Origin of the sequence: Massilia sp. UYP11 (genome assembly GCF_050434805.1) — a bacterium.
Classification (GTDB): Bacteria; Pseudomonadota; Gammaproteobacteria; order Burkholderiales; family Burkholderiaceae_D; genus Telluria.
The window spans coordinates 119,621-133,244 of sequence record NZ_JBNDJE010000005.1; the positions used below are offsets into that span (position 1 = coordinate 119,621).

Consider the following 13,624-nt stretch of genomic DNA (forward strand, 5'->3'; position numbering starts at 1 on the left):
TCTTTTTGCCGCCATGCGCCTGATCACGATCGCCCTTGCCGCACTGCTCGTGCTGATCCAGTACCCACTCTGGCTCGGCAAGGGGGGCTGGCTGTCGGTAGCCGACATGCAGGGCCAGGTCGAAGCCACGCGGCTCAAGACCGAGCAGCTCACCGCGAGGAATGCCAAGCTGGCTTCCGAAGTCGAAGATTTGCGCGAGGGCCTGGGTGCGGTGGAAGAGCGCGCGCGCTACGACCTGGGCATGATCAAGCAGGGCGAGATCTTCGTGCAGGTGCTGCGCAAGAACGAGCAGCCGGTCGAGTCGATGACCGTGCCGCCTCCTCCGCCGCCCCCGAAGGACGGCGCCAAGCCGGGCGCGACCCCAACCCACTGAGCCATCGTCATGAGTGAACAGCATTCCCCGATCGACCCCGCCAGCCTCGATTCGCTCGATGCGGTCGCCAACTGCCTGGCCGATGCCTTCGAAGATGGCGATGGCGCAGTGATTGGCGCTGCGTTGAAGGCGGTGTCGCAGGCGCCGGGCCTGGGTGCGCTGGCGGCCGCGGTCGGCGTGCCGCGCGAGCAGCTTGCGGCTGCGTTGGCGTCGGGCGAATTCGACCTCGATCTCACGCTCGAGATCATGAAGGTGGTCGATTTGCACATGAGCGGTGGGCGTAGCGCTGGCTAGTGACGTCACGAGCACTCGTTGGCTCGTCGTTCCCGCGAAGGCGGGGAACGACGTTTCGGCGCCCGCGGTTGCAGCGCCGATCGTGCGGCCCATGCGAGCCGCAACCTCAGATCATCAGTTCTTGGAGTCCGACGACGCTTCGCCCTGGGTATGGCCCGCGCCCTGCTCCAGGAAGGCGCGCAGCATCCATGCGTTCTTCTCGTGCACTTCCATCCGGTTCGACAGCAGGCCGGCGGTCGGCTGGTCGTCGGCGGCGTCGGCGATGCGGAAAGCCGCACGCGCGGTGCGCGCCACCGCTTCCTGGCCCTCGACCAGCTGGCGGATCATTTCTTGCGCGCCCGGCACGTTCGCTTCTTCCTTGATGCTCGACAGCTCGGCGTAGCGCTTGTAGGTGCCCGGTGCGAAGTGTCCCAGGGCGCGGATGCGCTCGGCGATGTCGTCCAGTGCGTTCCACAGCTCGGTGTACTGTTCCTGGAACATCACGTGCAGGGTCTGGAACATCGGGCCGGTCACGTTCCAGTGGAAGTTGTGGGTCTTCAGGTACAGCATGTAGCTGTCGGCCAGGACGCTCGACAGCGAGTCGACGATCTTTGCGCGGTCTTCGGTGTTGATGCCAATATCGATATTCATGTGTTTCCTCCGTCAGTCAATGATGGGTATGTGGTGCTGATGTTCGAAAATACAACAGTGTCATAACAGCATCAGCTTATCATCTCGGACGAAACCCTGTTGTTCGCTGACCCGATTGGACGCGGCGCGCGCCTTTAGCTCCGCCATGAAACGAAAAAGGGCGCCGCGGCGCCCCGATGGAAACCGGGCGCCACGCGCCCGGTGCAAGCGATCGACGCTCAGTGCGTGCTGCCGCTCGGCGGTATCATGGTCTGCACCGGGCTGTCGCTGGCGAACAGCTGCGCGCAGTCGACCTTGTCGAAGGCGTAGTGCTTGCCGCAGAAATCGCAGTTGATGCCCAGTTCGCCCAGCTCGGCCAGCGCCGACTCGACTTCTTCCTGGCCCAGCATCTTGAGCATGTTGCCGACCTTCTCACGGTTGCAGCTGCAGTGGAACTGCGGGTGCAGCGGGTCGAACACGCGGATGGTCTCTTCCCAGAACAGGCGGTGCAGCAGGGTCGAGATATCGGTCGACAGCAGCTCTTCACGCTTGACGGTCTGGCCCAGCATGGCGGCGCGGTTCCAGGTTTCCAGGTCTTCGGCCTCGGTGGCCTGCTTGGTCTGGTCTTCCTTGCCGCTGTGGCGCGGCAGCTTTTGCAGCAGCAGGCCGCGCGCGACCTTGTCATCGGCCGCCAGCCACAGGCGCGTGTCCATCTGCTCCGAACGCAGCATGTAGTTCTCGATCACGGTCGCCATGTCGTCGCCGTCGAGCGGCACCACGCCCTGGTAGGGCTGCTGGCCCGGGACCTTGTCGGCCGGGTCGAGCGTGATCACGAAGCGGCCCTTGCCGTTCGCATTGAACAGCTGGCCCAGGGTGGCGTCGTCCGCGATCTCGACGTCCGGCGCCAGCTTGGCCGTGGCGCGCATGCGCAGGTCGGCGTCGCATTCGACCACCAGCAGGCGCACCGGGCCGTCGCCGTGGATCTGCATCACGATCGCGCCATTGAACTTTAGGTTGGCCGACAGCAGGGCGCCGGCCGCCACCATCTCGCCCAGCACCGAGCGCACCGCCTTCGGATAAGCGTGACGGGCCTGGATCTCGCGCCAGGTGTCCGAAATCTCGACCAGCTCGCCGCGCACGGCCGCATTGTCGAAGATGAATTTTTGCAGGGTGTCCCTGTTGGTGGTGCCAGTATCCGTAGTCGTCATTCTTTATCCGATTTTCTTGAGCTGCGCCTTGAACAGCTGACCGCGCGCCACATAGCTCGCGGCGGTGCGTTCCAGGCGCAGCAGGTCTTCTTGTGTCAGTGTCCGCACCACCTTCGCGGGCGAACCCAGGATCAGCGAGTGGTCGGGAAATTCCTTGCCTTCCGTGACCAGGGCGCCGGCGCCGACCAGGCATCCCTTGCCGATCCGCGCGCCGTTGAGCACCACGGCCTGGATCCCGATCAGCGACCCGTCGCCCACCGTGCAGCCGTGCAGCATGGCCTGGTGGCCGACCGTCACGTTCTTGCCGATGTCGAGCGGGTAGCCGGGATCGGTATGCATCACGGTGCCTTCCTGAACATTGCTGTTCTCGCCGATCGTGATGCGCTCGTTGTCGCCGCGCAGCGTGGCGCCGAACCACACCGACGCATTCGCGGCGAGCGTGACGTTGCCCACCAGGGTGGCCGTGTCGGCGACGTACGCCGACGGATCGATCTCGGGCGCATGCTCGCCCAGCTGGTAAATCGCCATGGAGTTGCTCGCTGAGGTGGAAATGGCGCTATTTTACCGCCCCCGCCGCCGGGCCACGTCCACGCTGCGATCTTTGGTTCCGAAGCCCGGCAGATGGGGCCGTGGCGCCCGAATTCAACCGTCCCCCTATATAATCATCCGAACGACCATGCTATTTCAGGAGCCGCATGAAACCCTCACGTTCCGAATTCCTCTCCAATCGCGGCCTGCGCATGCACGTGCGCCACTGGGGTTCGCCCGACGCGCCGAAGCTGTTCATGCTGCATGGCTGGATGGACGTATCGGCCTCGTTCCAGTTCATGGTCGATTGCCTGCAGGGGAACTGGCACGTGATCGCGCCCGACTGGCGCGGCTTCGGCCAGAGCCAGCGTTCGGGCGCCGACACCTACTGGTTCCCGGACTACGTGGCCGACCTCGAGGTGCTGCTCGACCATTATGCGCCGCACCAGGCGGTCGACCTGCTTGGCCACAGCATGGGCGGCAATATCGCCGGCATCTACGCCGGCGTGCGGCCGCAGCGCATCGCCAGGCTGATCAACCTGGAAGGCTTCGGCCTGCCGACCACGCACCCGAAGCAGTATCCGGGCCGCGTGGCCACGTGGCTGGACGAGTTGCGCGAGCCGCCCGAGATGCGCGGCTACGCCAACCTGGAAGCCGTCGCGGCGCGCCTGCGCAAGACCAATCCGCGCCTGGCGCCGGCGCGCGCCGCCTTCCTGGCCGCCCACTGGGCGGAGCAGGAGCGCGACGGCCTGTGGAAGATCCTGGGCGACCCGGCGCATAAAAAGAGTGCGCCGCTGCTGTACCACGTCGACGAGATCATGGCCTGCTGGAGCGCGATCACGGCGCCGGTACTGTGGGTCGAGGCCGAGGACACCGACATGTGGCGCTGGATGGGCGCCAAGGAGCAGGCGCGCGCCGAGGTCGACCGGCGCATGGCCTATCTGAACAATGTGACGCCGCGCATGGTGCCGCAGGCGGGCCATATGCTGCACCATGACCAGCCGGAACTGCTGGCAGGCATGGTCGAGGAATTCCTCTCGGCTGAGTAGGGGCGACTGGCGACGGGCGCCGGCTGGCGCCCCCATTGTCGTTGTAAGCATACCTCATCCTCCACACATAAATTGCCGGTGGGAAACTGCTGTGATACAGTCGCCCCCGAGCGTGCGCCAGTCCGGCCGCGCCATAGACCGACAGGATTCACGATGGCTTACCGAGGCGCGTCCGCACTCGCCGCCGGCCTGCTGCTCGCAGGCTGCGCGATGCCCTACAGCCCGGCCCCAGTGGCCACCAATTTTTCTAGCACGCAACAGCTGAAGGTGCAGGCCGCGGCCCATTGGGGCGTGATCGCGCGCCACATGGCGACCGAGTTGGGCCCGACCCTGAAGACGGCGCCGAGCCGCTCCCTGTACGTGCAGCCGCTGCAGTCGTCGACCTTCGGCGAGGGCGTGAAGTCGCATCTGGTCACGGCGCTGGTCAACGACGGCTTCGTGGTGGTCAAGAATCCGGTGCCGGGTGCGCTCAAGATCGAGCTCGACACGCAGGTGGTCGCCTTCTCGGCCGACCGGCCGCAGTACCGCTATGCCGGCCTGCCGACCGCGCTGGCCAGCGGCGCCTGGGTCCTGACCAGCATCCAGCATAGCCCCGAGTGGCTCGTCACGGCGGGCATCTACGGCTACGACGCCCACCGCTGGTTCACCGCCCAGTTCGCGCCGGGCGACACGCCGAAGACCGAAATGATCGTGACCGTCTCGGTGGCGGACGAGCAGCGCTATTACGCGCGCAACACCGCGGTCTATTACACCGCCGACGAAGACGTGGCGCTGTACGACGCCGCCCTGGCGGCGAAGCTGGCCGCGCCAGCCGGGCCGGTGCAGACATCGAAGACCTTCGCGGTCAAGGACCATTGAGCTGACTATGCGCACATTCACCCTACCGGCGGCCGCGCTGGGCCTGGCCTTGCTGTTGGGCGGCTGCGCCCTGGTCGAGCAGCCCAACTACACCTCGGTGAGCGCGAACGATTTCGTCGCCGCCAACTATCGGGCGGCCGATGCCTTGCAGGCCCAGCTGGCCGGCAAGCTGACCGGTGACCAGCCCCTGATCATGGCCACCCTCGTCAACATCGACGCGCTCGAGCACAGCTCGATGCTGGGCCGCGTGGTGTCGGAGCAGATCGCCACCCGCCTGGCCCAGGGCGGCCTGCCGCTGCTGGAAATGAAGCTGCGTAACAGCGTCTACCTGAAGCGCAACCAGGGCGAGCTGATGCTCACCCGTGAGCTGGGCGAAGTGGCCGGCACGCACAACGCCCAGGCGGTGGTCGTGGGTTCGTATGCCGAAACGCGCGACACCATCTTCATCAACGTCAAGGTGATCCAGCCGACCACCAACCTGGTGCTGGCCGGGCACGATTACGTGCTGGCCAAGCAGGGGACGATCCGTTCGATGCTGGTGCCAGACTAATTACCATCGCACCAGGGCGGCCGACCGGCCCGCCCTGGCGCGATGGCGCTGCAACGCGCGCACCGGATGCAGGGCGAGGCTGGTCCGCTTCAGGCCGGGTTGCCGGCGGCATGCAGTTCGCGCACCAGCGTTTCCACCAGTTCCGCCGCCGGCATGGCCCGCGCGAGCGGCGCGCCTTGCCCGGCCCAGTGCGGCGCAAAGTCATGGTTGCCCGTCTTTGCCGCCGCCGCGTGCAGCTGCTTGGCCGCGTCATAGGCGACCGGGTAGGCGGCCGGGACGCCGGACGCGCCGTGCGCGATCAGGCGGTTGACCATGCCGCGCGCCGGCCGTCCCGAAATCACCGTGGTCAGGACCGTGGTGGAGGCGCGTGCGCTTTGCAGGTTGGCGCGGTAGGCGTCGTTCGCCGCCGATTCCGGGCTCAGGATGAAGGCGGTGCCGAGCTGCGCGCCCGCCGCGCCCAGGTCCAGCGCCGCCTTGATGCCGGCGCCATCCATGATGCCGCCGGCGGCGATCACCGGCAGCCTCGTCCGCTTGACCAGCAGGCGCACCAGCACCGCCATGCTCAGCCGTTCGTCGGTCGCCTCCGGGTCGAACATGCCGCGGTGGCCGCCGGCTTCGATGCCTTGCGCCACGATCGCATCCAATCCCTCCCGTTCGATCCGCAAGGCTTCTTCCAGATTGGTGGCGGTGGCCATGGTGCGGATGCCGGCCGCGCGCAGCGCCGCCAGGCGTTCGCCCGACGGCAGGCCGAAGTGAAAGCTCACCACTTCCGGGCGCAGCGCCAGCAGCATCTGGAAACTCTCTTCGTCATCGTTGAAACCAGGATAGATTTCATCGAGCGATGCCGGCGTGCGGGCGCCGGCTTCATCGAACAATGGCGCCAGGTGGGCCAGCCAGGCGGCTTCGAGGGCGGCATCGCGCCGCGCCGGGGCGTGGCAGAACACGTTGATATTGATCGGCTTGCTGGTCAGCGCGCGGGTCTCCTCGATCATCGCGCGCGCCTGTGCGGCCGTGCTCGGGCCGATTCCCAGCGAACCCAGTGCGCCGGCATTCGACACCGCCGCCGCCATCTGCGGCGTTGCCGTGCCCGCCATCGGCGCCTGGATGATCGGATGCCGGATGGACAGCTGGCTGAAGAATGGGTGGGACGGTTGCATGGCTGGCTCCTTGTTCGGTCGACTTGCTCGATTTGCGCTTGATTTGTATGACGTGCGCTCGATGTGTATTCTCAAATGAAGAATGTAGCGATGTTATCATTCTGTCAGAGATCGAAGCCGGGATGGGCCGAGGAACCGCTGCTGCTGCTGCTGCTCCTGCTGCTGCCCGGCGAATCGGACGTCGCCGACGCCCGCCAGGCGAGGGCGCGTTCGCCGGCCGCGTTCCGGGCGCTGCCGCTGGAGCGTGTTGCGACCTGCCTGGTCTGGCGCGACGGCTTCGCGACCCCGGTGCTCCGGGCGTTCGCCGACCGCTTGCGCACGGCTTGACGCCCCCGGCGGAAGGCCGGTAAATGCGCGTACAATGTGTCGTTCCAGATACCTCATTTGCCCCATGCTGAAAGTCGACCTCCACTGCCACTCCACCGTCTCCGACGGCGTCCTCGCTCCAGCCGACGTGGCCGCTTACGCGCGCAAGGGCGGGGTCGACGTGTGGGCGCTCACCGACCACGACGAGGTCGGCGGCATCAAGGCCGCGCGCAAGGCGGCAGGCGACCTGGGCATGCGTTTCGTGGCCGGGGTCGAGATCTCGGTCACCTGGGCCAACGAGACCGTGCACGTGGTCGGCCTGCAGATCGACGAGGACAATCCGGCCCTGGTCGCGGGCCTGGCCGCGACCCGCAACGGCCGCGAGCAGCGCGCGCGCGAGATGGCGGCCCAGCTGGAGCAGGCCGGCATTCCCGGCGCCTACGAAGGCGCGCTGCGCTACGTCGCCAATCCCGACCTGATGTCGCGCACCCATTTCGCGCGCTTCCTGTGCGAGATCGGCGTGTGCGCGACCACCTCCGAAGTATTCCGCCGCTTCCTGACCGAAGGCCGGCCCGGCTACGTGCCGCACCGCTGGGCCACGCTGAGCGAAGCGATGGGCTGGATCCGCGGCGCCGGCGGCATTCCCGTGATCGCGCATCCGGGCCGCTACCGTTTCAGCGCCACTGCCGAAGGGGTGCTGTTCGACGAGTTCCGCCAGCTGGGCGGCAAGACCATCGAAGTCGTCACCGGCAGCCACACGCCGGACCAGTACCAGGCCTATGCCGAGGTGGCGCGGCGCTACGGCTTCCTGGCTTCGCGCGGCACCGATTTCCATGCGCCGGGCGAGGCGCGGGTCGAGTTCGCTGAATTGCCCCCGCTGCCGTCCGGCGTGACGCCCGTATGGCACGACTGGTTCTGACCTGTACTGTTTCCCCCCCCCACAAACTCGCCTCAGGCGGGTTTTTATTTGGCGCTGTACCCGTTAGCTGTTGATGACCCCGAATGCGATGCGCAGCAATTGCTCGACAGATGGTACCCGCCCGCCATCGAGCGCCCAATGCCAGCCCAGATAGTTGGGCAGTCGGCGTGACGCCACGCCATGGAAGCGCGCCAGCCATTCCTTGAAGCGCCGGTGGTAGGCATTCACGTGTTGAACATGAATGGCGCCCTCGACGCCCTCGCGGACCCGTTCGCCGGCGCTGACATTGACCGCTTGGTGCGCGACGCCATGGGTGCGGGCGAAGGCGGCATAGGCGGCGTTGGCGTCCGTCACTAGCAGCGCCTGGGGATCGAGTTTCGGCAGCAGGTGCCTGACCAGCTGCGCCGTCGTCAAGGCGCCGCGTCCGGTCACGGCGTCGATGGTCCGGCCGCTGCGGTCGCGCGCCGCCAGGATGCAGTCGAGATGATGCGAGATCCCGCGCAGGGCGGCCCTGCCGCCGCGCTTGCGCGGTTGGCGATCGAGCTTGCGTGAACCCTTTTGCGATTCGAGCAGGAACATCTCGTCGGCTTCGACGATGCCTGAGAGACGCGCCGGGCGGTCGTCCTTGACCCGATCGAGAAAGCGATGACGCCAGCGAAATGCCGTGTTGCGGTGCACGCCGACACGCTTGGCCGCAGAGCGGACCGAGCGGGAGTCAAACACCGTTTCAAGATAATCGAGCCACTTGCCCTTGAGCCTGAGCCGCGCCAGCGGCGTGCCGGTCAGGTCGTTGAAGGTGCGGCCGCACGCGCAGCAACGATAGCGTTGCAGACCGTTGGCCTGGCCGTGCCGGTGGCAGCGCTCGCAGGCGCAATCCGGGCAGCGCCGCCCGGTTGACCGGATCTCGCCGATGAGGGCGGACACCCGGTCCAGCCCGGCTGCCGGATGCAGGGCGGCGAGCACCTTCTGGCGCTGTGGCTGGTTCAGCTTTGGCAGCTGGGTGAACAGCCGCGCAAACTGTGGCGCTTTCATCGTACGCTCCCGATCGATGACGACCGGGATTGGACCGCGGGTCAGCTCAGCAGTTCAATGCTCATCCACAGCTGACGATGACAGCGCCTTTTATTTTATTGATAACGTCGTCAAATAAATCCGGCCGTGCCCGGCGCAGCTGTCTCATTCGATCTATACTCCAATCAGAGTATATGAGGAGTATAAATCGCGATGAAGACCGTTAGCCAATCTCAACGACTGCCCGACAGCGACAAGGTCACGGTGAATGTGGGCCTGGTCGATCTGGCCCAGCTCGATCTGTTGGTGGAAGAAGGGTTTTATTCCAACAGGACCGACTTCGTACGGACAGCGATCCGCAATCAGTTACAGGTTCATGCGGACGCCATCCGGCAAACCGTCACCCGCAAGCGCTACGTCATGGGGATGTACCGCTATTCCCGGCACGAGCTGACTGAACTCGCGGCATCGGGGCAACGGCTTGAAATCCACGTGCTGGGCCTGGCGCTCATCGAGGATGACGTGCCGGCCGCCCTGGCCAGGGAGGTCATCGCATCGATCCAGGTACTGGGCGCCTTCATCGCACCGCCAGCCGTGCGTGAAGCACTGGCTGACCGCATTCAATCCTGAAACAGGAATACCAATATGAAACCTTATGAACAGTTCATCGAGAAAATGATGGAATCGGCGCGCCGCGTGCAGGCACGCGACCCGCACGCCGCCACCGATATCATCCAGCAGGCGCTGGCCCAGGCGGGCCTGCTCGCGCCCCAGCAACCGGCCGCGACGCCGCCGCAAGAGGCGCAATTCGTCGACCTCAATCCGCCGCCGGCCTGGAGCAAGCCGAAGTCACGGACCGCAGGCGGAGCCGGGCCTCGTCCCGCCGCCGGTCCGGCGTCGCACCTGCCCGGCCGCTTCATCGCCGGCAGCCACGACTGCGAAGCGGGCAGCCGCCGCTACAAGCTGTACATTCCCGCAAAGCCGGCCGAGGGGCGCCGTGCGCTGGTCGTCATGCTGCACGGCTGCACACAGAACCCGGATGACTTCGCGCTCGGCACCGGCATGAATGCGCTGGCCGAAGAGCTGGGCTTCCTGGTGCTGTACCCCGAGCAGGATGGCCGCGCCAACCATTCCCGCTGCTGGAACTGGTTCGAGCCGGGCCACCAGGCGCGCGATGCGGGCGAGCCGGGCGTCCTCGCCGGCATGACGCGCCAGGTGATGCGCGAGCACGATGCCGAGCCGTCGCAGGTGTTCGTGGCCGGCATGTCGGCCGGCGGCGCGATGGCGGCGGTGCTCGGCGCCGAGTATCCGGAGCTGTTCGCCGCGATCGGTGTCCATTCCGGCTTGCCGGCAGGCAGTGCGCGCGACATGATCACGGGCCTGCAGGCGATGAAAAAGCCGGGCCGCTCGCGCAGCCTGCGCGAAGCCGTGCCGGTGATCGTGTTCCATGGCGACGCCGACCATGTCGTCAGCCCGGCCAACGGCGAAGCGGTGCTCGCGCAATTCGTCGGCGCCCATTCCGGCCTGCGCGCCACGCCGCTGAAGGCGAGCGAAGCCGAATCGTCGCAGGGCGGACGGCGCAGTACCTGCCGCACCTGGCGCGACGAAGAAGGGCGCGCGATGGCGCAGCACTGGATCGTGCACGGCGCCGGCCACACCTGGACGGGCGGCGATGCGGCTGGTTCGCACACCGATGCGCTCGGCCCTTGCGCCTCGCGCGAGATGCTGCGCTTTTTCCTGCAGAGGTAACGCCCCGGCGGCCCGGTCCGCGCCCGGTCCGGCCTGCTGCGCTCATGGCTGGGCCTTGAATATTCCGCAGTTCAGCCCAATCTTGGCATCCTGTCATCAACTCACCGGGGATGTCTGCCATGAAGCGCGTTGTTCTGTTCCTTGCCACCAACCTTGCCGTCGTGCTGGTGCTGACGCTGGTCATGAACCTGCTCGGCCTGGGGCGTGTCGTGTCCGAGCAAGGGCTCAACATTCCCGCCCTGGCGGTCATGTCCATCGTCATCGGCTTTACGGGCGCCTTCATTTCGCTCCTGCTGAGCAAACCGATGGCCAAGTGGTCGACCGGCGCGCGCGTCATCGAGCAGCCGACCAACGCCACCGAGCAATGGCTGGTGCAGACCGTGCGCCGCCTGTCCGAGCGCGCCGGCATCGGCATGCCCGAAGTCGCCGTGTACGAGGGCGAGCCGAATGCCTTCGCCACCGGCGCCTTCAAGAACTCGGCGCTGGTTGCCGTCTCGACCGGCCTGCTGCAGAGCATGAACCAGGAAGAGGTCGAAGCCGTCCTCGCCCACGAGGTGGCGCACATCGCCAACGGCGACATGGTCACCCTGACCCTGATCCAGGGCGTGGTGAATACCTTCGTCGTGTTCCTGGCGCGCGTGGTGGGTTTCTTCATCGACAAGTTACTGTTCCGCAAGGAGGACAGCGCGCCCGGCATCGGTTACTACGCCACGGTGTTCGTGTGCGAAATCCTGTTCGGGCTTCTGGCTTCGATCATCGTTGCCTGGTTCTCGCGCCAGCGCGAATTCCGCGCCGACGCCGGCGCCGCGAAACTGATGGGCACCCCGGTGCCGATGCAGCATGCGCTGGCCCGCCTGGGCGGCCTCGCGCCGGGCGCACTGCCGCAGTCGATGGCCGCGTTGGGCATTTCCGGCAGCGGCGGCGGCTGGGGCGCGCTGTTCTCGACCCACCCGCCGATGGAGCAACGCATCGCCGCGCTCCAGCAACTGCGCCAATCACTTTAAGGACGTTTTAGATGGGCCAATATTTCCAGATACACCCCGATAATCCCCAGGCGCGCCTGATCAAGCAGGCGGCGCAGATCGTCAGCAGCGGCGGCATCGTCGCCTTGCCGACCGATTCCGCCTATGCGCTGGTATGCCGCCTGGACGACAAGTCGGCGGTCGACAAGCTGCGCCGCATCCGCGGCGTCGACGACAAGCACCACCTGACCCTGCTGGTGCGCGACCTGTCCGAGGTCGCGCAATATGCGCGCGTGGATAACACACAATATCGCCTGCTCAAGGCCACGATGCCGGGCCCGTACACGGTGATCCTGGAGGCGACGCGCGAACTGCCGCGCCGCCTGTCGCACCCGTCGCGCAAGACCATCGGCCTGCGCGTACCCGAGAACCGCATCACGCTGGCGCTGCTCGAAGAACTGGGAGAGCCGCTGATCGGCACCACCCTGCAACTGCCGGGCGACGACCACATGCTGTCCGACCCGGAAGAAGTGCGCGAGCGGCTGGAAAAGCAGATCGAGCTGATCATCGACGGCGGCGCCGGCCTGCTGGAGGCGACCACCATCATCGACCTGACCGGCCCCGAACCGGAGCTGGTGCGCGAGGGCAGGGGCGATCCGGCGGCCTTCGGCCTGTGATGCTGGGTCAATAAGCGGCTTAAGAATTCCACGGGACAAGTGCGTACCGGCCTCTGATAGAATCGCCTTATGGATGAAACGATACGCAACATCGCTGTCTACGCGCTGCCCGTCCTTTTTGCGATTACCCTGCACGAAGCCGCCCACGCCTACGCCGCTAAATATTTCGGTGACAACACCGCCTACTCCCAGGGCCGCATGAGCCTGAATCCGCTGGTGCACGTGGACATCTGGGGCACCATCGTGATTCCCATCATGATGTATCTGTTCACGCCCTTCGTGTTCGGCTACGCCAAGCCGGTGCCGGTCGAGTTCGACCGGTTGCGCAATCCGAAGCGCGACATGGCCTGGGTCGCGCTGGCTGGTCCCATCGCCAACCTGATCATGGCCGCGTTGTGGCTGCTGTTCGCCGCGCTGCTGGTGTTCTTCGGCGTCAACGAAACCTTCCCACGCCGCATGGCCGAGGCGGGCATCCTGACCAATCTCTTGATCATGGCGTTCAACCTGCTGCCGATCCCGCCGCTGGACGGCGGCCGGGTCTTGACCAGCATGCTGCCCAACAGCCTGGCCTGGAAATTCGCCCGCATCGAGCCGTACGGCTTCTTCATCGTGCTGGGCCTGGTGTTCATGCAGCTGGTGGGCTACTGGGTGATGCCGGTGATGCAGCTGGGCCGCTGGATCGTGGACCTGATGGTCCTGCCGTTCACCTTCGTGCTGTTCTGAGCCGATGCAAGCCGATACTCCACGCGTGAACATGCCGCATTTGCCAGCTGCACTGCCGCCGTCGCCGTGGGTCGAACGCTTCGCTTGCCTGGCGCCGCCCGGCGAAACGCTCGACCTGGCTTGCGGCAATGGCCGCCACACGCGCCTGCTGGCGGCGCGCGGCCTGCAGGTGCTGGCGCTGGACCGCAAGCCCGAGGCGCTGGCCGCCAGCGCCGGCCCCAACGTCACGACGATGGACTATGACCTCGAGGCCGAGGGTTCGCCCTGGCCGTTCGAGGCCGGACGTTTCTCGGCGATCGTGGTCACCAATTACCTGCACCGGCCGTTGTTCGCCGCGCTGGCGGCCAGCCTGCGCCCGGATGGTATCCTGATCTACGAAACCTTTGCACAAGGAAACCAAGTCTACGGCAAGCCATCGAATCCCGCCTTCCTGCTGGCGCCCGGCGAGCTGCTGGGACTGGCGCGAGACGGCGGATTGCAGGTGCTGGCCTACGAGGACGGCCATGTGGAACGGCCGCATCCGGCCCAGGTGCAGCGCCTGTGCGCGGCCGGTCCGGCATTTGCCAAAACCGAGGCCCGGCTCGACCATATTGTGGTCAGGAATGAACCATAGCGGCGGGCTATCCGCTACAATCAGATTTTTTATTGAAT

18 protein-coding genes are annotated in these 13,624 nt (G+C 66.2%); 13 read left to right on the plus strand and 5 right to left on the minus strand.

Going from position 1 to position 13,624, the window contains the following annotated elements:
* Window positions 1-13: 13 nt before the first annotated feature.
* Together ftsB and ABIB38_RS10985 are read left to right on the plus strand one after the other, a co-directional pair.
* Window positions 14-373 (plus strand): cell division protein FtsB, encoded by a 360-nt coding sequence (gene ftsB, locus ABIB38_RS10980; RefSeq protein ID WP_429203939.1) that lies wholly within the window; start codon window positions 14-16, stop codon window positions 371-373.
* A 9-nt stretch (window positions 374-382) separates the two neighbouring features.
* Window positions 383-667, plus strand: a complete 285-nt coding sequence (locus ABIB38_RS10985; RefSeq protein WP_429203800.1) for a hypothetical protein — start codon at window positions 383-385, stop codon at window positions 665-667.
* A gap of 114 nt (window positions 668-781) precedes the next feature.
* Here ABIB38_RS10985 and ABIB38_RS10990 read toward each other — a convergent pair whose 3' ends face one another.
* From ABIB38_RS10990 to ABIB38_RS11000, 3 genes are all read right to left on the minus strand, one after another.
* Window positions 782-1,297 (minus strand): Dps family protein, encoded by a 516-nt coding sequence (locus tag ABIB38_RS10990; RefSeq protein WP_429203801.1) that lies wholly within the window; start codon window positions 1,295-1,297, stop codon window positions 782-784.
* Between the two features lie 218 nt (window positions 1,298-1,515).
* The gene (gene hslO / locus ABIB38_RS10995; RefSeq protein ID WP_429203802.1) at window positions 1,516-2,484 is read right to left on the minus strand and encodes an Hsp33 family molecular chaperone HslO; all 969 of its coding nucleotides are present in this window, start codon (window positions 2,482-2,484) and stop codon (window positions 1,516-1,518) included.
* 3 nt (window positions 2,485-2,487) lie between these two features.
* The gene (locus ABIB38_RS11000; protein ID WP_429203803.1) at window positions 2,488-3,012 is read right to left on the minus strand and encodes a gamma carbonic anhydrase family protein; all 525 of its coding nucleotides are present in this window, start codon (window positions 3,010-3,012) and stop codon (window positions 2,488-2,490) included.
* A gap of 167 nt (window positions 3,013-3,179) precedes the next feature.
* On the opposite strand from ABIB38_RS11000, the gene ABIB38_RS11005 reads away from it, so the two are divergent.
* From ABIB38_RS11005 to ABIB38_RS11015, 3 genes are all read left to right on the plus strand, one after another.
* A complete protein-coding gene (locus tag ABIB38_RS11005; RefSeq protein ID WP_429203804.1) occupies window positions 3,180-4,061 on the plus strand; it encodes an alpha/beta fold hydrolase in 882 nt (293 codons plus the stop codon).
* A gap of 153 nt (window positions 4,062-4,214) precedes the next feature.
* Window positions 4,215-4,919: a hypothetical protein gene (locus ABIB38_RS11010; RefSeq protein WP_429203805.1), complete on the plus strand. Its 705-nt coding sequence runs from the start codon at window positions 4,215-4,217 to the stop codon at window positions 4,917-4,919.
* 7 nt (window positions 4,920-4,926) lie between these two features.
* Window positions 4,927-5,469 (plus strand): FlgO family outer membrane protein, encoded by a 543-nt coding sequence (locus tag ABIB38_RS11015; protein WP_429203806.1) that lies wholly within the window; start codon window positions 4,927-4,929, stop codon window positions 5,467-5,469.
* An 89-nt stretch (window positions 5,470-5,558) separates the two neighbouring features.
* Here ABIB38_RS11015 and ABIB38_RS11020 read toward each other — a convergent pair whose 3' ends face one another.
* Window positions 5,559-6,626 (minus strand): NAD(P)H-dependent flavin oxidoreductase, encoded by a 1,068-nt coding sequence (locus ABIB38_RS11020; RefSeq protein ID WP_429203807.1) that lies wholly within the window; start codon window positions 6,624-6,626, stop codon window positions 5,559-5,561.
* Between the two features lie 90 nt (window positions 6,627-6,716).
* Here ABIB38_RS11020 and ABIB38_RS11025 point away from each other — a divergent pair, with 90 nt between their 5' ends.
* Window positions 6,717-6,953, plus strand: a complete 237-nt coding sequence (locus ABIB38_RS11025) for a hypothetical protein (protein ID WP_429203808.1) — start codon at window positions 6,717-6,719, stop codon at window positions 6,951-6,953.
* A 64-nt stretch (window positions 6,954-7,017) separates the two neighbouring features.
* A complete protein-coding gene (locus ABIB38_RS11030) occupies window positions 7,018-7,851 on the plus strand; it encodes a 3',5'-nucleoside bisphosphate phosphatase (RefSeq protein WP_429203809.1) in 834 nt (277 codons plus the stop codon).
* 63 nt (window positions 7,852-7,914) lie between these two features.
* Here ABIB38_RS11030 and ABIB38_RS11035 read toward each other — a convergent pair whose 3' ends face one another.
* Window positions 7,915-8,883, minus strand: coding sequence for an IS1595 family transposase (locus ABIB38_RS11035; protein WP_429203810.1), 969 nt, complete (start codon window positions 8,881-8,883; stop codon window positions 7,915-7,917).
* A gap of 192 nt (window positions 8,884-9,075) precedes the next feature.
* Here ABIB38_RS11035 and ABIB38_RS11040 point away from each other — a divergent pair, with 192 nt between their 5' ends.
* From ABIB38_RS11040 to ABIB38_RS11065, 6 genes are all read left to right on the plus strand, one after another.
* Window positions 9,076-9,492 carry a CopG family transcriptional regulator gene (locus ABIB38_RS11040; protein ID WP_429203811.1) on the plus strand — a complete coding sequence of 139 codons (417 nt, stop codon included), beginning with the start codon at window positions 9,076-9,078 and terminating at the stop codon, window positions 9,490-9,492.
* A 15-nt stretch (window positions 9,493-9,507) separates the two neighbouring features.
* On the plus strand, window positions 9,508-10,611 hold the full coding sequence (locus ABIB38_RS11045; protein ID WP_429203812.1) for an extracellular catalytic domain type 1 short-chain-length polyhydroxyalkanoate depolymerase: 1,104 nt from the start codon (window positions 9,508-9,510) through the stop codon (window positions 10,609-10,611).
* A 119-nt stretch (window positions 10,612-10,730) separates the two neighbouring features.
* Window positions 10,731-11,615, plus strand: a complete 885-nt coding sequence (htpX, locus tag ABIB38_RS11050; RefSeq protein ID WP_429203813.1) for a protease HtpX — start codon at window positions 10,731-10,733, stop codon at window positions 11,613-11,615.
* A gap of 11 nt (window positions 11,616-11,626) precedes the next feature.
* A complete protein-coding gene (locus ABIB38_RS11055) occupies window positions 11,627-12,250 on the plus strand; it encodes an L-threonylcarbamoyladenylate synthase (RefSeq protein WP_429203814.1) in 624 nt (207 codons plus the stop codon).
* Window positions 12,251-12,319: 69 nt separating this feature from the next.
* On the plus strand, window positions 12,320-12,973 hold the full coding sequence (locus ABIB38_RS11060; protein ID WP_429203815.1) for a site-2 protease family protein: 654 nt from the start codon (window positions 12,320-12,322) through the stop codon (window positions 12,971-12,973).
* 31 nt (window positions 12,974-13,004) lie between these two features.
* Window positions 13,005-13,586 carry a class I SAM-dependent methyltransferase gene (locus ABIB38_RS11065; RefSeq protein ID WP_429203816.1) on the plus strand — a complete coding sequence of 194 codons (582 nt, stop codon included), beginning with the start codon at window positions 13,005-13,007 and terminating at the stop codon, window positions 13,584-13,586.
* Window positions 13,587-13,624: the final 38 nt, after the last annotated feature.

Coding starts and splice junctions, on each gene's coding strand:
- ftsB (WP_429203939.1), top strand. CDS start 14: ATGCGCCTGATCACGATCGCCCTTGCCGCACTGCTCGTGCTGATCCAG.
- ABIB38_RS10985 (WP_429203800.1), top strand. CDS start 383: ATGAGTGAACAGCATTCCCCGATCGACCCCGCCAGCCTCGATTCGCTC.
- ABIB38_RS10990 (WP_429203801.1), bottom strand. CDS start 1,297: ATGAATATCGATATTGGCATCAACACCGAAGACCGCGCAAAGATCGTC.
- hslO (WP_429203802.1), bottom strand. CDS start 2,484: ATGACGACTACGGATACTGGCACCACCAACAGGGACACCCTGCAAAAA.
- ABIB38_RS11000 (WP_429203803.1), bottom strand. CDS start 3,012: ATGGCGATTTACCAGCTGGGCGAGCATGCGCCCGAGATCGATCCGTCG.
- ABIB38_RS11005 (WP_429203804.1), top strand. CDS start 3,180: ATGAAACCCTCACGTTCCGAATTCCTCTCCAATCGCGGCCTGCGCATG.
- ABIB38_RS11010 (WP_429203805.1), top strand. CDS start 4,215: ATGGCTTACCGAGGCGCGTCCGCACTCGCCGCCGGCCTGCTGCTCGCA.
- ABIB38_RS11015 (WP_429203806.1), top strand. CDS start 4,927: ATGCGCACATTCACCCTACCGGCGGCCGCGCTGGGCCTGGCCTTGCTG.
- ABIB38_RS11020 (WP_429203807.1), bottom strand. CDS start 6,626: ATGCAACCGTCCCACCCATTCTTCAGCCAGCTGTCCATCCGGCATCCG.
- ABIB38_RS11025 (WP_429203808.1), top strand. CDS start 6,717: ATGTTATCATTCTGTCAGAGATCGAAGCCGGGATGGGCCGAGGAACCG.
- ABIB38_RS11030 (WP_429203809.1), top strand. CDS start 7,018: ATGCTGAAAGTCGACCTCCACTGCCACTCCACCGTCTCCGACGGCGTC.
- ABIB38_RS11035 (WP_429203810.1), bottom strand. CDS start 8,883: ATGAAAGCGCCACAGTTTGCGCGGCTGTTCACCCAGCTGCCAAAGCTG.
- ABIB38_RS11040 (WP_429203811.1), top strand. CDS start 9,076: ATGAAGACCGTTAGCCAATCTCAACGACTGCCCGACAGCGACAAGGTC.
- ABIB38_RS11045 (WP_429203812.1), top strand. CDS start 9,508: ATGAAACCTTATGAACAGTTCATCGAGAAAATGATGGAATCGGCGCGC.
- htpX (WP_429203813.1), top strand. CDS start 10,731: ATGAAGCGCGTTGTTCTGTTCCTTGCCACCAACCTTGCCGTCGTGCTG.
- ABIB38_RS11055 (WP_429203814.1), top strand. CDS start 11,627: ATGGGCCAATATTTCCAGATACACCCCGATAATCCCCAGGCGCGCCTG.
- ABIB38_RS11060 (WP_429203815.1), top strand. CDS start 12,320: ATGGATGAAACGATACGCAACATCGCTGTCTACGCGCTGCCCGTCCTT.
- ABIB38_RS11065 (WP_429203816.1), top strand. CDS start 13,005: ATGCCGCATTTGCCAGCTGCACTGCCGCCGTCGCCGTGGGTCGAACGC.